The organism is Acinetobacter sp. AL9 (assembly GCF_041464035.1).
Lineage (GTDB): Bacteria > Pseudomonadota > Gammaproteobacteria > Pseudomonadales > Moraxellaceae > Acinetobacter > Acinetobacter towneri.
Genome location: NZ_JAYFSK010000001.1, coordinates 39317 through 56339, shown reverse-complemented (window position 1 = coordinate 56339; position 17023 = coordinate 39317). Strand labels below are relative to the sequence as shown.

Sequence of the window (17023 nt, the reverse complement as noted above, 5' to 3'; positions counted from 1 at the left end):
CTATGAACGTAAGCCATTTATGAAATGGCAACAACCCCTAACGATCACGAATATTTTTTGTTATGCTAACGCTCTATTTTTTATGCCAACAAGAAAGGGTTGTTTATGACATTTACCCGCTCGACACTTTTGATTGCCTGTTCACTGGCAAGTGCTTTTGCAATCACCGCATGTTCAAATGCAAACAATGAAGATAAAAAGCAAACCACACTCACCGCCAGTGCGCCTGCAACGGGTGAAGCATCAACCCTAATTGAACGCAATGCACAACAGCGTTTAAGTACAACCTTGCAGCAACATTTTAAAACTGCAGGTATCAACGCCAAAATTACCGACATTAAAGCCACTGAAGTTCCAAATTTATTTTGGGTGAGTCTTGAAGGCATGTCATCGGTCTATGCCACCAGTGATGGCAAATACATTATTCAGGGCGATGTGATCCGTTTAGGTGACAAAGAACTACATAACGTCAGTGAAAACCTGCAAGCAGGCGTGAACAAGAAAATTTTTGCTGAATTAAAACAGGAAGATTTATTGGTATTCCCTGCCAAAGGCAAAACCAAACACGTCATTTATGTATTTACCGATGTCAGCTGTCCATATTGCCATCGTCTACATGAACAAATGGATGAAATGAATGGTAAAGGCATTGAAGTCCGTTACATTGCTTGGCCGCGTGGTGAACAGCACATGCCTGCTATGGAAGCAATTTGGTGTAGCGAAGATCGTCACGCTGCCTTTAATCAGGTCATGAATGGCGCACAAATTGCACCTGCCAACTGTAAAAACCCTGTTCGTACTCAGTATCAATTGGGCTCAAATATGGGCGTCAATGGCACACCTGCGATTTATAATGCCGAAGGCGTATATTTAGGCGGCTATCTGTCTACCGCTGAATTGATCAAGCGCTTAGACAAATAAAAATAGCGGATCTGTGGATGCTGCATCATCCCAATACACCAAGACGTAGCATCTATGAAGCCAATATAAATAACGATTTTTTATGCGTTATTTTACTTTTTTTTATACTGTGAAGATAAGTGAGATCTGCCCTAGAGTCAGCGCGTTTTTTTAGCTATGATCTAGGCTTGCTTAAAGTTATTAAAATATGGAGTGTGACGTGAAACCAGTTCGTCTGGCAATCCTCGGTCTTGGTACTGTGGGTGGTGGTGCCCTTAAACTATTAAAAGAAAATGCTGCTGAGATTAGACGTCGCACCGGTCGTGAAATTGAAATCACTTATGTGGGAACACGTCGTCCGCGTCCTGACCTAAACTTGCCTGAATCGGTCAAGCAAAGCTCCGACTTGATGGACATTGTCCGTCAACCCGATGTAGACGTGGTGGTTGAAGTGATGGGCGGTATTCACCCTGCTTATGACGTGATCATGGAAGCCATGAAGCACGGCAAACAAGTAGTGACAGCCAACAAAGCCCTACTTGCAGAACACGGCAATGAGCTATTTAAAGCAGCTGAAGACAATGCCGTACAAATTGCCTATGAAGCTGCGGTTGCAGGTGGTATTCCAATTATTAAAGTCATCCGTGAAGGTTTGGCTGCCAACAAAATTGAATGGTTGGCAGGCATCATCAACGGTACAGGCAACTTCATTTTAAGTGAAATGCGTGAAAAAGGTCGTGCATTTGAAGATGTACTGAAAGAAGCGCAAGAGTTAGGCTATGCCGAAGCCGATCCGACTTTTGACGTCGAAGGTATTGATGCTGCTCACAAACTGACTATTTTGGCTTCATGTGCATTTGGTATTCCGCTACAGTTTGACAAAGTCTTTACCGAAGGTATTGGCAAAGTGACCGCGCAAGATGTGAAATATGCCGAAGAACTCGGTTTCCGCATCAAACACTTGGGTATTGCCCGTCGTACCGACAAAGGCATTGAACTGCGTGTTCACCCAACTTTAATTCCTGAAGAAGAATTGATTGCCAATGTTAATGGCGTGAAAAACGCGGTCTTGGTACAAGCCAATGCGGTTGGTCCAACGCTCTATTATGGCGCAGGTGCAGGTGCAGGCCCAACAGCCTCTGCGGTAGTTGCCGATGTCGTTGATATTGTCCGTGACATTTCTTATACCGAAGATGGCGCAGGTACAATTCCACAATTGGCATTTGAAGCCTTAACCGACTTGCCAATTTTAAGCCGTGAAGAAATGACCACGGGTTACTACATTCGCATTAATGCCGAAGACCAAACTGGCGTACTTGCCGATGTAACCACCATTTTAAGCCGTGCGGGAATCAGTATTGATGCCATCATGCAGCAATCACGCTTAAAAGACCTTATTCCTATCGTGATTCTGACTGACCCAGTCCTAGAATCGAAAATGGATGAAGCGTTACAACAAATTCAAGCATTGCCAACCATTCATGGCGAAATTGTACGAATTCGTTTAGAATCGCTTGATAATTAATCGGGTGAAGGGGAGTATTTCCCCTTGCCAAGCTCTACACACAATTGGAACATCATCATGTCGAATGCCAATCGTTATACTGGTTTAGTTGACCGTTATCGTGACCGTTTACCAGTGTCTGCAACCACACGTGCAATCTCTCTAGGCGAAGGAAACACGCCACTGATTAAGCTTGAGAATATTCCACGCATTATTGGTAAAGATGTTGAAATTTATGTGAAGTATGAAGGCTTAAACCCGACAGGTTCATTTAAAGACCGTGGTATGACCATGGCAGTTACTAAAGCAGTTGAAGAAGGTTCAAAAGCCATTATCTGTGCATCTACAGGTAATACTTCTGCTGCTGCTGCTGCCTATGCTGCACGTGCAGGCATCAAAGCATTCGTTTTAATTCCTGAAGGCAAAATTGCCATGGGTAAAATGGCACAAGCGATGATGTACGGTGCCATCACCATGCAAATCCGCGGTAACTTTGACGATGGTATGCGTCTAGTTAAAGAAGTTGCTGACCAAGCACCTGTGACCATTGTGAACTCGATCAACCCTTACCGCCTACAAGGTCAAAAGACCATTGCGTATGAAATTGTAGATGAGTTAGGTCGTGCACCAGATTACCACTGCTTACCTGTAGGTAACGCAGGCAACATTACTGCACACTGGATGGGTTATACCGAAGCGGTTGCCAACCAATCTGCCGATCAATTCGAGCAAGTGGTCTATGACGCAGCAACGGACAAATTCACAGGTCCAAACCCTGAAGGCCGCCCAATCATGGTGGGTTATCAAGCGTCTGGCGCTGCGCCATTCTTACGTGGTGCGCCTGTAGAAAACCCTGAAACTGTTGCAACTGCAATTCGTATTGGTAACCCACAAAGCTGGAACCATGCCAAAGCCGTTGTACGCGATTCAGAAGGTTGGTTTGATGAGCTAACTGATGCTGAAATCTTAGAAGCACAACGCATGCTTTCAATGTATGAAGGCGTATTTGTTGAGCCTGCATCTGCTGCGTCTATTGGTGGTGCAATGCGCGACATCAAAGCAGGTAAAATCAAAGAAGGTTCTGTGATTGTATGTACCGTAACAGGTAACGGTCTGAAAGATCCTGACACTGCAATGAAACAATGTGCAGATGCTGTGATGCTCTCTATTGATGCTACAATGCAACAAGTAAAAGACTCTATCCTTTCAAACATGTAAGTTTTGAATCGTGATCAAAAAAACCTGCATTAGCAGGTTTTTTTGTATTTGGAATCATGCAACTTTAACGGAAGTTGAGTCATACGATTGATAACTCAACGCTCCAAGCTGAATGTGCTCTTAAATACGTTTAGGTAACTGGCTTGCCCAACTCATTAAGCGAGTTGCATCATTGGTACGTGCTTGTGAAGTATCTGCACCCAAAAGCACCACCACTGCAGGACGGTTATTCAAAGTGGTATGCATCACCACACAACGCCCTGCTTCATTGATATAGCCTGTTTTAGACAGATTAATATTCCAACCACCATTACGTACCAGTGCATTGGTATTGTTAGATTTTAAAACACGATAACCCAAGTTAAAGTCATAGGTTGGCGTGGTTGAGAATTGGCGAATCAAACCATATTGCGAAGCGGTGCTGACCAAAATACCCAAATCACGCGCAGAAGATACATTACGTGGGTCTAAGCCTGTTGCTTCGGTAAAACGGGTAGAATGCATGCCCAATTCACGCGCTTTAGCATTCATTGCGGCTACAAAGGCATTTTTCCCACCTGGATAAGTACGTGCCAACGCTGCTGCTGCAGGATTTTCAGATTTCATTAATGCAAACAGTAACGCTTCGGCACGGTTTAACTTGTCGCCCACACGCAAAGTTGAGCTTGAGTTTTTACCTGCTGCACCTGCAAAATCAATCGATTGCAAAGTGATTTGTTCAGACATATTCAAACGTGCATCAGAAGTCACCACGGCAGTCATCACCTTGGTCACAGATGCAATAGGTAATGCCACATTGGTATTTTTGCTATACAGCACTTCACCTGTTTGCGCATCCATCACCAAAGCCGCACGTGCATTAACTGATGGTTGGTTGCTATAAGCAGAGGTATCTAAAATACGGACTGTTTTAGGCGCAGTGGAAGCAGGTGCAACACCATTGCTACTACGCACTGTAGTGGTAATTTTCGTTGAACCTGGCGGAGTAGGTTCAGCAACATAGCTCTCTGGCGCAGCCTGAGCGCTCGCACTGGTACTTTCCAGATCACCATTTAAGAATTGATCGGCTTGCTCCGAAGACCAACTTAAGGTCGCCTGACCGTCGCTCCCAGAGGAAGGATTGATGACAAGTTCAGCAAAACTGACAGAACTTAGGCTGAACATCATAGATGCGACCAGCACATGCATGAACGACTTCTTAGAATTTTTCACGACTGCTTACTCAACTCAGGGAGGTAAGATACATTTGCGTATTACCTCAAATATGCCTTACATTTAAAAATACAACAATGAATCGTTTTTGACACCATATTGTGCAGAACTTTTCATTCTAGATTAAGAATAGCATTGCTAATTTTGTCGTTTCATTGCAAGCTAATTTTGCTTTATGTAACAAAAAAGATGATTTTTTCAAAGGGAGAGTGTAGGTGATCACAGTTTTAGTAGTCGACGATCATGAATTGGTACGTACTGGGATTTGCCGTATGCTCGAAGACCATGCCGATGTGCAGGTGATTGGACAAGCTGAATCGGGTGAAGAAGCGATTACCTTAGTGCGTCAGCATCATCCCAATGTGGTGTTGTTAGATGTGAACATGCCTGGGATTGGAGGCGTAGAAACCACACGTCGTCTATTGCAAACTGCACCAGACACTAAGGTCTTGGCGGTGAGTGGTTTGGCAGAAGAACCCTACCCTTCTTTATTGCTGAAAGCAGGTGCAAAAGGCTATATCACCAAAGGCGCACCTGTCAGTGAAATGGTACGTGCCATTAAAAAAGTCATGCAGGGCGGTAAATACTTCAGTGCCGACATTGCCGAACAACTGGCAAGTTCATACTTATCTGACACACAACAATCGCCTTTTGATAGTCTTTCAGAACGTGAAATGCAAGTGGCGATGATGGTGGTGAATTGTATTAGCGCACAGGAAATTGCCGATAAGTTGTTTGTCAGTGTAAAAACCGTAAATACCTATCGTTACCGTATTTTTGAAAAATTAAATATTGATAGTGATGTCAAACTGACTCACCTTGCCATTCGTTATGGACTGATTAAACCCTAAATTTTCAACGCTGTTGATGCACAAATAAGACCTTTACGATATGCCAGATTTAAAACAACATTCTGAGTTAAATCAGTATCATCTTGGCATGTGGTATGGTACTTACCGACTGCTGATTGCCTTTTGTTTGCTGCTGATTACCCTACTCACCTTTCAGCAGCTTGGCACACAATATCAGCACCCGGGTTTATATCTATACACCTTGGTCTGCTATTTTATTTTTAGCTGCCTGCAACTGATCAGCTATAAATATATTCCTTTTAAAAGCACGCAACAACTGACCCTGTTTTTTGCAGTCGATATTATCGCGCTCAGTAGCCTGACTTTTGCCAGCGATGGCCCTAATTTATATTTAAGTCTGCTGTTTGCGATCACGATTTTTGCAGCATCACTCTTGCTGCAAAAGCGTAAAGCCTTAGCCATTACCCTCATCGCGATGATTATGGTGATTTACCAACACTTTGTTGGGAGTTTGCTGGACTTTTCATCGCTAAATAATATTGGTCAAAGTGCGCTATTGGCATTTTTATTTTGGGTGGTTTATGGCAGTGGACGTATTGCAGTACGGCGTTTCCAAATTTTAGAAAATCTAAATTTTTCGCAATCTTTGGAATTAAACCGCCTACAAAATATCAACCGTTATATTTTAGAACAAACCGAAATGGGCTATTTGGTTTTAGATGAAAATTGCTATGTCGTCCTCAGCAACCCTGCAGCCTGTCATCTGTTGGGGATTCATCCTAAATATGCGCACGCGACCTATCCATTGTGTAAAATTCAGCCCGATTTATTTGATCTGTTCAAATTTGATCAATTGCAAGATGGAGAAAAATTTCAATTCGAGTCGCAACTGAGTCATTTTCATGTGCATATTCAGGTACAAAAACTCAAAGTGCCGCATCAAACGCTGACGTTATTGGCGCTGCAAGATGGACGTAAAATCAATCAGCAAGTCCAGCAACTCAAATTAGCCGCCTTGGGACAACTCTCTGCCAGTATTGCGCACGAAATTCGCAACCCTTTGGCAGCCATTGTACAAGCCAACAATTTATTTACAGGCAGTGATGCTATACAACAGCAATTGCTGTCCGACATGATCAGCAAACAAGCGACACGGATTGATAAAATTATTCATGACACGCTGAGCATGGTCAAAAATAAGCAAACCACGCCTGTCGCGATTCAGCTCAATCAATTTTTGCCGCAATTCATTCAGGAAGATTTACCTGATGCAGCGAGTCAAATTCAACTTACACTGACCGAACCACTGAGCATCCAGTTTGATGAATCGCAGTTTCGCCAAGTGCTGATTAACCTGATTCGTAACGCCATTCGGCACAATACTGCACAACAACCTATTGAGATTACGGTCTATCCGCAAGCAACTTATATTTATATTGATGTGCGGGATTTTGGTGCAGGTGTCGCCAGTCAAGATCTCCTCTATCTGTTCCAGCCATTTTTCAGTACCGAAATCAATGGAACTGGTTTAGGATTGTATCTATCGCATAGTTTTTGCGAGGCGAATCAAGCCAAGCTGAGCTATGTAGAACAAGAACAAGGCGCATGTTTCAGGATGAAATGTCTACGTGCCATTGAATAAACGCGATTGATATTGGATCAATCTTGTTGCTGTGGTTTTGATTTAATTTTGTGTGGTTTTGGGGAAAATATGCACGCTGTTCAACCTTTGGTTTTATTGGTCGATGACGAAGAAGACCTTTGTACCCTCATGCAGATGACTTTGGCACGTATGGGGATTCAAACCCATGTCGCGTATCGTTTAGTGCAAGCCAAGCAATTATTGGCAGAACATCAGTACGATGCTTGCTTAACCGACTTAAACCTGCCCGATGGCAATGGCTTGCAACTGGTTGAATGGATTTCCGAACAATATCCGAATGTACCTGTTGCCGTATTGACCGCCTACGGCAATATGGATATTGCGATTGCTGCTTTAAAAGCAGGTGCATTTGACTTTGTCAGCAAGCCTGTCAATCAAATACATTTACAGCAACTCCTTGAAAAAGCACTGAATAAACCTTTCGACACCACCGATCATCACAGCCAAGATCAGCTTGAATATAAAATGTTGATTGGGCAGTCTTTGCCTATTCAGCAATTGCGCAGCACCATCAAAAAAATTGCGCGCTCGCAAGCGCCTGTATTTATTACAGGCGAATCGGGTACGGGGAAAGAAGTTGTCGCCAATTTGGTTCACCGTTTAAGTAACCGCAACGAAGGACCATTTATTGCAATTAACTGTGGTGCAATCCCCACCGAACTCATGGAAAGCGAGCTATTTGGACACAAAAAAGGTAGCTTTACAGGAGCGACTCAAGACAAACAAGGTTTGATTCAATCTGCACATGGTGGCAGCTTATTTTTAGATGAAATTGCCGAACTGCCACTGAGCATGCAAGTCAAACTGCTGCGTGCCGTTCAGGAAAAGCGCATCCGTCCTGTGGGTTCAGATAGTGAAATTGATGTCGATTTTCGTGTGATCAGCGCCAGTCATCAGGACTTAGAAAGTTTGGTTCAGCAAGGACGTTTCCGTCAGGATTTATTCTTCCGTATTCACGTGATGGATTTGGTCTTGCCTGCCTTGCGTGAACGTGGACAAGATATTCTGTTATTGGCAGACCACTTCATTCAAAAAGTTGCACAAGAATGGGACATTCCTGCCAAACAACTGACACCTCGTGCCCAGCAATTTTTATTAGAACAGTACTATCCAGGTAATGTGCGTGAGTTACGCAATATTATTGAACGTGCCATTACCCTGAGTGATGATGATGTTATTGATCTCAAACACTTACAAACCGCACCCTTGCGCCAATTCAGTATGAGCAATACAGCAACCACTGAACCACAACCTACAGCAGAAACACCACAGCAGATCGTGACAGATGTATTGCTGACAGGACGCAAACTGCCTGAAGAAGGTTTAGAAGCCTACTTGGAAAAAGTAGAAAAAGACATTTTACTGAATGCGCTGCACCTGACCCACTGGAACCGTACGTTGGCAGCAAAAAAATTGGGCATGTCTTTCCGTTCTTTGCGCTATCGTCTGAAAAAGTTTGGATTAGATACTGAAGATGAGTAAACGCTAAACAATGAAGACTGTCTAAAAATACGTGTTACTCAGATGAGACTTAACGGCGGCTCAGCAGTAAATCTGCCACATGCTCAAGATAAGCCTCTTCTTTCATTTCAGGACTTTGAATATATTGCTGATTCGGCTGAATCCCAACCCCTTCAATCATTTGCTCGCGTGGGGTGTAATAATGCGAAACCGTCATTTGTAAGGCAGCACCATCGCTAAGTGGGAACAGCTTTTGCACCACCCCCTTGCCATAACTTTTTTCGCCCATCACCCAAGCGCGTGAATGGTCTTTTAAAGCACCAGTAAAGACTTCTGCCGCAGATGCAGAGCGATGATTAATCAGTACTCCGACTTTTAAATTTTGAAATTCAAAGCTAGGTAACGCCTGAAATTGTTGATCGCCTTCAGAACGACTTTTGGTCGATACAATCACACCCTGATTTAAAAATAAATCGGCAGATTCCACCGCAGCAGACAGTAAGCCTCCTGGGTTATTACGCAGATCAATCAATACGGCTTTTAAGCGTGGCGTGCTATGTTCTTCAATTAAGCGTTTAATTTCATTGGCGGTGTCTTGCTGAAACACACGTACTTTTAACAACAAGACCTGATTAGAAAGCATCTGCGCCTGAATATCGGTTTCTACTTTTTTGTTGCGTACCAACATAATTTCAGGCTGATTGGCTGCACGTTGTACGCTTACAGTCGATCCCACTGAGCCTGTGAGCAGGTTATTGACCTGATCTGCACTCAGCTTTTTCAGTTCTTGGTTATCAATTTTAAATAGGCTGTCGCCATTCTTCAGCCCTTGTTTAGCCGAGTCGGCATTGGCACTTAAATTTTGAATGACCCAATGTTGCTGGGCAGCGTCATAGCGCAAAGTAAAATCAACCGAGGCCAAGTCGCCTTCGGTATATTGTAAAAGTTGTTTATATTCTTCAGCAGTTAAATAGCGTGAATAACGATCTAAACCGCTCACCAAGCCACGAATGGCTTGCTGAAACAAGGCATCATCACTTTTTTCAGTCACATAGTTGTCTTTGACAATGCCATAGATTTGCACAAATTCCTGTATCGACTCTACAGGCACATCGACATAGTCCTGTTGTAGTGTAGGGCCATCTAACTCCAAATCTGGCGCAGCCCAAACACTCGAATGACTGGCACACAACACGCTTGCCAACACAACCGCATAAATTTTGTGAGCCGTCATTCCATCATCTACCTGTCTCGAGGGTTATGCCTGTAGGCGAATTAAGTTGCGACCTTGCATATCTGCTGGCACTGGCAATTGCATCAAATTCAATAAAGTTGGTGCAACATCTGCCAACACACCACCTTCCAAAATGGTGGCCTGAGTTGGGCCTACATAAATGAATGGCACCAATTCAGTGGTGTGCTGAGTATGTACCTGACCACTGTCATAGTCTTGCATTTGCTCGACGTTACCATGATCAGCTGTAATAATCATGTGACCTTGTTTCGCCATCACCGCTTCATAGACACGACCCAAACAGGTATCTACTGCTTCCACTGCTTTGACAGCTGCATCAAACACACCAGTATGACCGACCATATCGCCATTGGCATAGTTCACCACCAACAAATCATATTCACCTGAATTAATGGCTGCAACCAGTTCATCAGTCACTTCATAAGCGCTCATTTCAGGTTTTAAGTCGTAGGTTGCTACGTTTGGCGATGGAATCAGGATACGTTTTTCACCCGGATATTCATCTTCACGACCACCACTAAAGAAGAACGTCACGTGTGCGTATTTTTCAGTTTCAGCAATACGCAATTGTGTTTTGCCCAAGTCTGATAAATATTCACCAATCGAGTTTTTCAAATCTTCTGGCATGTACGCCACTGGCGCAGCAATGCTGGCTTGATAACGGGTCAGCATCACAAATTTAGACAATTGCGGCACAACTTTACGTTCAAAACCAGCAAAATCCTGTTCCACAAAGGCTTTGGTCAATTCACGTGCACGGTCAGCACGGAAGTTCATAAACACCACGCTGTCGCCATCTTGAATTTTGGCAATTTCACCAATACGGGTGGCTTTAACAAACTCGTCGCTTTCATCTGCCGCATAAGCCGCTGCCAAGCCTTCAACCGCAGTTGCCGCAGTGCGTACTGCCTCACCTTCGGTAAGTAGACGATAGGCTTGTTCTACACGATCCCAACGGTTGTCACGATCCATCGCATAGTAGCGACCAATCAGGCTGGCAATACGACCTTGATTTGGATATTGTGCAAATAATGCGTCCAGTTTTTCCAAAGAAGGCTGCGCGCTTTTTGGTGGCGTATCACGGCCATCTAAAAAGGCATGTAGATAAACTTTTGCACCACGTTTTAATGCCAATTCTGCCATCGCCACGATATGATCTTCATGCGAATGCACACCGCCTTCAGACAATAAACCAAGCAGATGCACTGCACCGTTGGCTGCTTTGGCTTTTTCTACCGCATCGACCAACACTTCATGTTCAAAGAAAGCGCCTGTACGAATGTCTTTGGTAATACGGGTAAAGTCTTGGTACAACACACGTCCTGCACCCAAGTTCATGTGACCAACTTCAGAGTTACCCATTTGACCATCTGGCAAGCCCACATCTTCACCTGAACCAGAGATCAAACCATGCGGATGCTTTTCCTGCATAGCAGTCAAATTTGGTCGTTTCGCTGCTAAAAACGCGTTGTCTTCGACCGCTTCGCGATGACCCACACCATCCATAATCACCAATACGTGAGGGATTTTGCCAGGAGTTGCATCCGCCATAATCAATACTCTTTTTCGTCTACAAATTAATCATGCTATCTTAACGAATTTTGCGTCAAGACTCTATGTTCAGAAGATGGTTTCCGCCACTGATTCAGATAGGTTTAGCCAATCACACGGAAAAAGCAGCAGCATCGGCCCGCACTTAACGCGCACGATGCAGTAAGTAACCGCCGATGACAAACATTAAAATAATAGGGATAAATACGAACCACGCAGGCGATGGTGCATAGACCAAGCTGGCATAGCCCAAGAAATCTTGCAAATAAAAGAAGGTTAAGCCGACAAATAAAGCAATCACCAAACGGAAACCCATAGATTGCTGACGTAACGGCCCAAAAATAAAGGAGCAAGCAATCACCACCAAAGCAATCAGCGCAAAGGGCGCACCAAGTTTTTGCCAAAACGCCAATTGGTAGGTTTTTGGCACTTGGCTGTATTCATGCATATAACTCATGAAACTGACCAATTGACTTGGGGATAAATCTTCAGGGTCGATGGTGACCATGTGCACATATTTCGGTTGCAATGCTAAAGCCAAAGCCTGTTCGCTGTTTTTAGCTAAAGTCGCGTTGCCCGCCTGCAAAATATCCATCTGTTCAGTTTGATTGAGCAACCAACTACCGTCTTTAACAAACTGTCCCTGATCTGCAGACAATGTACCACGCAAGCGATAATTATCATCAAAATCGACCACTTGTACATTTTTGAGCTGCCCTTGGGCATTGGCGTAGTCAATATAAATAAAACGATTGCCTTCGCGCGACCAATAGCCACGAACTTCACCCAGCTCAGCGACGCTACGGTGACTTTTAACACTTTTGGCTTGTTCATTGGTGTATGGAATCACCCATTCACTGAGCACAAAAGACAGCAGTACCAATACCATGGCGGAACGAATCACCCATCCCACAATACGCCACAGGCTAATCCCTGCAGAACGCATCACAATCAATTCGCTGTTGGATGCCAACGTACCCAAGCCTAACACTGCGCCAATCAAGGCAGAAATCGGCAAAATTTCATAGAGATAATTTGGCGCACCCCACAATACATACAGCAATGCCTGCCATGCACTATAGTTTTCATTGAGTGAACCCAATTCGCCTAAATAGGTAAACAACACCTGCAAACCAGACAAAATTGCCGTTGCACCAAACATAGCCAGTGCAGTGGTCTTGGTGACGTGTTTTGCAACTATACGACGTGCCAACATCTTAAGACCTCACTCGCTGAATTTGCTGCTTAATTTTAGGTGCTAGTTTTTGTTTACGTGAGAACAAGGCTGCCGCAATCGCATAAGCCAACAACACCAACGGATAAGCAATCATGCCCATTTCTTGTTTGCTGATACGGGTTTTAACCGCCATGAGCGCCACAATCAAACTGGCGAAAATTAACAAGGCAGGAAACAGTTTTAAATAACGCCCCTGACGCGGACTAACTTCTGACAATGCCACGGCTAAAAACAACGCCACCACAATCGCAAAAGGCACAAAAATACGCCATCCCAGTTCACTTGCGACCACAGGGTCTGCACGGTTTTTCCAAAGTTGCGAGGTGGTTAAGGCTTCTACTTCGGCACTTTCAAATTTAGCTTCTTTGTCATTCTCTAAACGTAAACGATAACTTTGGAATTCTGCCTGTGAATATTTGGCTGTGCCCGGAAATATTTCATAACGACGCCCTTCGACCAAATCCACCACATTGGCAGGATCATTTTCCAACTCTACCCGTGTCGCTTCTTTTGCCAGAATCATGACATCAGGACGACCTGCTTTTTCTGCACGTTGATAAAAGAAAATATCTTTCAGGTTTTTACGATCTTCGGACAGATCGCCTGCGTAAATGGTATATGGCCCTGAAGAAATAAATTCTTTGGGTCGCACCAAATCAAAACCTGTGCGTACTGCCTGACTGGTGGTCAATGCTTCAAACTGACGCAGTCCCCACGGTGATGCCCACAGCATTAAAAAGCCTTGGACAATTAGAAATACCAGCGTCATTGGCACCAATAAACGTGCCAATTGATGCCGACTCACGCCACTGCTGTTGAGCACTGCCATTTCATGGTCGACATATAAACGACCAAATACCAACATCAAGCCAATAAAGAAACCCAAAGGTAAGATCAGCGTCAAAAATTCAGGCAAGCGATAGCCAATGATGCTGAATAAAATACTCGCATCCAAACGCCCTTGTGCCGCCACGCCAAAATACTTGATCAAGCGACCACCCATCATGATCAAAGTCAGTAAGGCAATCACAACCAAGGATGTCGACACAACTTGCTTGACCAAATAACGCCGAATAATCAAATTATTTCTTCCAAAATGTGAGGGAATCCAATTCGCGTTAGTTTACCTGAATGTTGAAAATATAAAACCTATCGCCTTGTTATACATTGAAACTCGACGCATAAAAATGTTTCAATGGTTGCATAGTTTGCACATTTAGATAGGCATAAAATCCAGTGATTAAATTTAGCTTAAGTCCCTCATTCCAAGAACACAGCGCGAGTGAATCTTTGTCAATTTTAGTGGCTGCAGAACAGGTGCCACAGGCAACTGCTGCTTATCAAATCAAGGATTTAGACAGCATTATTCAAGCGACACAATTTAAAGCAGGCTTTAATGAAAGTTTAAGTTTGGTGGCTAGCGTTGTTGAATGCGCCAATAGCAACCTGATCGGTTTGGGTAAAACCGAAGAATTACCAGCCGCAAAGCTGGCAAAAATTGCACAAAGCATTATCAAATCTTCACAAAAAAAATTTAAACAGATCAGCATTGACTTGTCTGCCCTGCCTAGCGAGCTGCATTATGTATTTGCACTCAGCCTGACCCAAGCAGCCTATGCTTTTGATGAATACAAAAGCAAAAAGAATGAATTTCAGCTTGAACAAATCCATTTCATTGCCAATAACAGCCCACTCAGCGCAGATCAACTTCAATTGATTGAAGCCATGCAATCGGGTCAAAACATGGCGCGTGACTTGGGCAACCGTCCGGGCAACATTTGTTTCCCTGAATATTTGGCAGAACAAGCTCAAGCACTTGCGGCAGAATATCCAGACCTACTCAAAGTCACCATTTTAGATGAAGCAGAAATGGCAGAATTAGGCATGGGCGCTTTCCTTGCAGTCAGTCAAGGTTCAGATCGTCCAGGGCGCATTATTAGCCTCGAATATCAAGCACAGCGTGATGAAGCACCTGTGGTATTGGTCGGTAAAGGCATCACCTTTGATACAGGCGGCATTTCACTCAAACCTGGCTTAGGGATGGATGAAATGAAATTTGATATGTGTGGTTCTGCTTCAGTCTTAGGCACCATGCGCGCGCTATGTGAAGCACGTTTACCTATCCATGTGGTCGGTACGATTGCTGCAGCAGAAAACATGCCATCAGGCAAAGCTACTCGCCCGGGTGATATAGTGACCAGTATGAGCGGTCAAACCATCGAAATTTTAAATACCGATGCCGAAGGTCGTTTGGTGCTGTGCGATACCCTAACCTATGTGAAACGCTTCAACCCTGCTTTGGTGATTGATATTGCGACTTTAACAGGCGCTTGCGTGGTTGCACTCGGTTCGGTACTGACAGGCATGTTTACCCCAGATGATGAGCTTGCGGCGGAATTAGATGCTGCGGGACTCACCGCATTTGACCGTGTATGGCGTATGCCCGTGATTGACGATTACCAAGAACAACTGGATTCACCATTTGCCGATATTGGCAATATTGGTGGTCCTAAAGCAGGTTCAGTTACCGCAGCGTGCTTCTTGCAACGCTTTACTCGTGACTACCGCTGGGCACACTTAGATATTGCAGGCACTGCATGGAATTCAGGCAGCAATAAAGGCGCAACAGGTCGTCCTGTACCGTTATTGATGCAGTTCCTCGCACAACGTGCAGGCAATAATGGCTAAAGTTAGCTTTTATTTGTTTGAAAAAAGTCCTGAACGGCAAGTGGAAAGCACTTGCCGTTTATGCCGCAAAATTTTGCGGCAGCAGGCACGCATTTGGCTGCATTGCCCTGATCCAGAGTTACAGCAAATATTGGATGAGCGTCTGTGGAGTTTTGATGCCAGCAGCTTTACTCCACATGGCATTAACCAAACACAGGCCAGCGTATGTATTTCTGCCGAATTACCGCAGCAATCGGACTGGATTGTGTTTAATTTTAACAGTCAGGCACTTGAAGCCTATGCAAAATTTAGTCACATTATTGAGATTATTGAAAATCACGAAGCAGCTAAAGTGCTTGGACGTGAAAAATTTAAACAATATCGACGTTTGGGCATAGAACCACAGACGTTTAAGCTTTAATTTTAAAACGTTTTTTTAAAAATACTGCTCAAAATAAGGAGAGATGCGGTGACTTTAAATGTCGGCTCAGATTTTAAACAGCGCTGGTTAACCGCGCCTCAGGCTGTGCGCCAGACATTTATGGATGATCTGCATCGAATTTGTGAGGTCTTGCAACCTGAAACGCAATTACACAACTGGATTGCAGAAGATCAGCGCGCTCAGCAACAATCACAGGAAAAAATTGAACAAGCCTATGCTGACCTGAAAGCACGTTTGATTGAAGAAGCACGGCAACGTCGCCAATTGGCACTCGAACTCAAATTAGAACAGCAACGTGCAGAACAAGCCGCTTATGCTGCACAGCTACAGCAAGATGAAGCGCAACGCTTTGCAGAACAAACTCAAGCACTTGAGTTGATGCGTCAAAGTCTGGATCAGGAAATTTCAAACTATACTGCACGTTATGAGCAAAATCCTGAATTACCTGCAGTGACTTTTAATCAAGCCGCAACTGCGGTAAGTGATGATCAAATTGTTTCTGAACTTGAAAGTGTACGTTTGCGTTTAGAGCTAGAAGCCGAAACTCAAATTGAGCAGGCGGTAACGATCTTTCGTGCGCGACTACATGCTGCAGCCCAAGAAGAAATTGACTATATCTTAAAAAATTCAAATTTTTCTAAAGAATAATTTTACTTTTTATCCCCAATTAGCCCAAAGTCTTAAACCCAATGTCATCAAAATGAAATAATTTTGTCACATGATAATCATCCAGAAAAAGTTGAATTCTCAACTTTTATCTCCTTTAAATGACTTTTGTAATCATGGGTTTCAAATGGATATCTTGACGAAAATTTCAGGCAAAATCGACCATCTTAATGCAGGCGAACAGTGGAGTATTCGTGCTCAGGATTTATGGATCAGTCGTGCAGATTTCCAATCATTAAGCATGTACTTGTCTAAAGAAGCGGAAAAGGGTGAGTTTTCAATTCAAAGTAACGATACTTTTAGCCCGCGCTTGGGTGGCACAGAATTAATTGTCACCAAACACTAAAACTGAACAATATCAAAAGTCCACACGGTGGGCTTTTTTTGTGGCCATCAATCCACTTTTTTAGTTATCGCGGTGGATTTAGAAGAAGA

15 protein-coding genes are annotated in these 17023 nt (G+C 43.8%); 10 read left to right on the top strand and 5 right to left on the bottom strand.

The window, feature by feature from the left end; translation table 11 throughout:
- The first annotated feature begins 105 nt into the window (after positions 1–105).
- The 3 genes from ACEO2X_RS00245 to thrC all read left to right on the top strand — a co-directional run bounded on the left by ACEO2X_RS00245 (position 106) and on the right by thrC (position 3622).
- On the top strand, positions 106–921 hold the full coding sequence (locus ACEO2X_RS00245) for a DsbC family protein (RefSeq protein ID WP_371970909.1): 816 nt from the start codon (positions 106–108) through the stop codon (positions 919–921).
- A gap of 199 nt (positions 922–1120) precedes the next feature.
- Positions 1121–2425, top strand: a complete 1305-nt coding sequence (locus tag ACEO2X_RS00240; RefSeq protein ID WP_004975708.1) for a homoserine dehydrogenase — start codon at positions 1121–1123, stop codon at positions 2423–2425.
- Between the two features lie 57 nt (positions 2426–2482).
- Positions 2483–3622 carry a threonine synthase gene (gene thrC / locus ACEO2X_RS00235; protein WP_004975706.1) on the top strand — a complete coding sequence of 380 codons (1140 nt, stop codon included), beginning with the start codon at positions 2483–2485 and terminating at the stop codon, positions 3620–3622.
- Between the two features lie 120 nt (positions 3623–3742).
- Here thrC and ACEO2X_RS00230 read toward each other — a convergent pair whose 3' ends face one another.
- Entirely contained in the window at positions 3743–4834 is a 1092-nt protein-coding gene (locus ACEO2X_RS00230) for a serine hydrolase (protein ID WP_131260992.1), read from the bottom strand.
- Positions 4835–5049: 215 nt separating this feature from the next.
- Here ACEO2X_RS00230 and ACEO2X_RS00225 point away from each other — a divergent pair, with 215 nt between their 5' ends.
- The 3 genes from ACEO2X_RS00225 (at position 5050) to ACEO2X_RS00215 (ending at position 8791) form a co-directional block, all read left to right on the top strand.
- Entirely contained in the window at positions 5050–5685 is a 636-nt protein-coding gene (locus tag ACEO2X_RS00225; RefSeq protein WP_004975702.1) for a response regulator, read from the top strand.
- A gap of 40 nt (positions 5686–5725) precedes the next feature.
- Positions 5726–7288: a PAS domain-containing sensor histidine kinase gene (locus ACEO2X_RS00220; RefSeq protein WP_180064688.1), complete on the top strand. Its 1563-nt coding sequence runs from the start codon at positions 5726–5728 to the stop codon at positions 7286–7288.
- 69 nt (positions 7289–7357) lie between these two features.
- The gene (locus ACEO2X_RS00215; protein ID WP_179988997.1) at positions 7358–8791 is read left to right on the top strand and encodes a sigma-54 dependent transcriptional regulator; all 1434 of its coding nucleotides are present in this window, start codon (positions 7358–7360) and stop codon (positions 8789–8791) included.
- Positions 8792–8840: 49 nt separating this feature from the next.
- Here ACEO2X_RS00215 and ACEO2X_RS00210 read toward each other — a convergent pair whose 3' ends face one another.
- The 4 genes from ACEO2X_RS00210 to lptF form a co-directional block, all read right to left on the bottom strand.
- Entirely contained in the window at positions 8841–10004 is a 1164-nt protein-coding gene (locus ACEO2X_RS00210) for a S41 family peptidase (protein ID WP_136144310.1), read from the bottom strand.
- Positions 10005–10028: 24 nt separating this feature from the next.
- Entirely contained in the window at positions 10029–11576 is a 1548-nt protein-coding gene (gene gpmI / locus ACEO2X_RS00205) for a 2,3-bisphosphoglycerate-independent phosphoglycerate mutase (RefSeq protein WP_371970908.1), read from the bottom strand.
- A gap of 145 nt (positions 11577–11721) precedes the next feature.
- Positions 11722–12792 carry an LPS export ABC transporter permease LptG gene (gene lptG, locus ACEO2X_RS00200; RefSeq protein WP_004975683.1) on the bottom strand — a complete coding sequence of 357 codons (1071 nt, stop codon included), beginning with the start codon at positions 12790–12792 and terminating at the stop codon, positions 11722–11724.
- Between the two features lies 1 nt (position 12793).
- On the bottom strand, positions 12794–13894 hold the full coding sequence (gene lptF / locus ACEO2X_RS00195; protein WP_004975682.1) for an LPS export ABC transporter permease LptF: 1101 nt from the start codon (positions 13892–13894) through the stop codon (positions 12794–12796).
- A gap of 158 nt (positions 13895–14052) precedes the next feature.
- On the opposite strand from lptF, the gene ACEO2X_RS00190 reads away from it, so the two are divergent.
- The 4 genes from ACEO2X_RS00190 to ACEO2X_RS00175 all read left to right on the top strand — a co-directional run bounded on the left by ACEO2X_RS00190 (position 14053) and on the right by ACEO2X_RS00175 (position 16934).
- The gene (locus tag ACEO2X_RS00190; protein ID WP_371970917.1) at positions 14053–15501 is read left to right on the top strand and encodes a leucyl aminopeptidase; all 1449 of its coding nucleotides are present in this window, start codon (positions 14053–14055) and stop codon (positions 15499–15501) included.
- Entirely contained in the window at positions 15494–15901 is a 408-nt protein-coding gene (locus ACEO2X_RS00185) for a DNA polymerase III subunit chi (RefSeq protein WP_371970907.1), read from the top strand. Before ACEO2X_RS00190 ends, ACEO2X_RS00185 begins: the two co-directional genes overlap by 8 nt.
- A 48-nt stretch (positions 15902–15949) precedes the next feature.
- Positions 15950–16570, top strand: a complete 621-nt coding sequence (locus ACEO2X_RS00180; RefSeq protein ID WP_004975677.1) for a hypothetical protein — start codon at positions 15950–15952, stop codon at positions 16568–16570.
- A 145-nt stretch (positions 16571–16715) separates the two neighbouring features.
- Complete coding sequence (locus ACEO2X_RS00175) at positions 16716–16934, top strand: hypothetical protein (RefSeq protein WP_096901968.1); 219 nt, start codon at positions 16716–16718, stop codon at positions 16932–16934.
- Positions 16935–17023 lie beyond the last annotated feature (89 nt).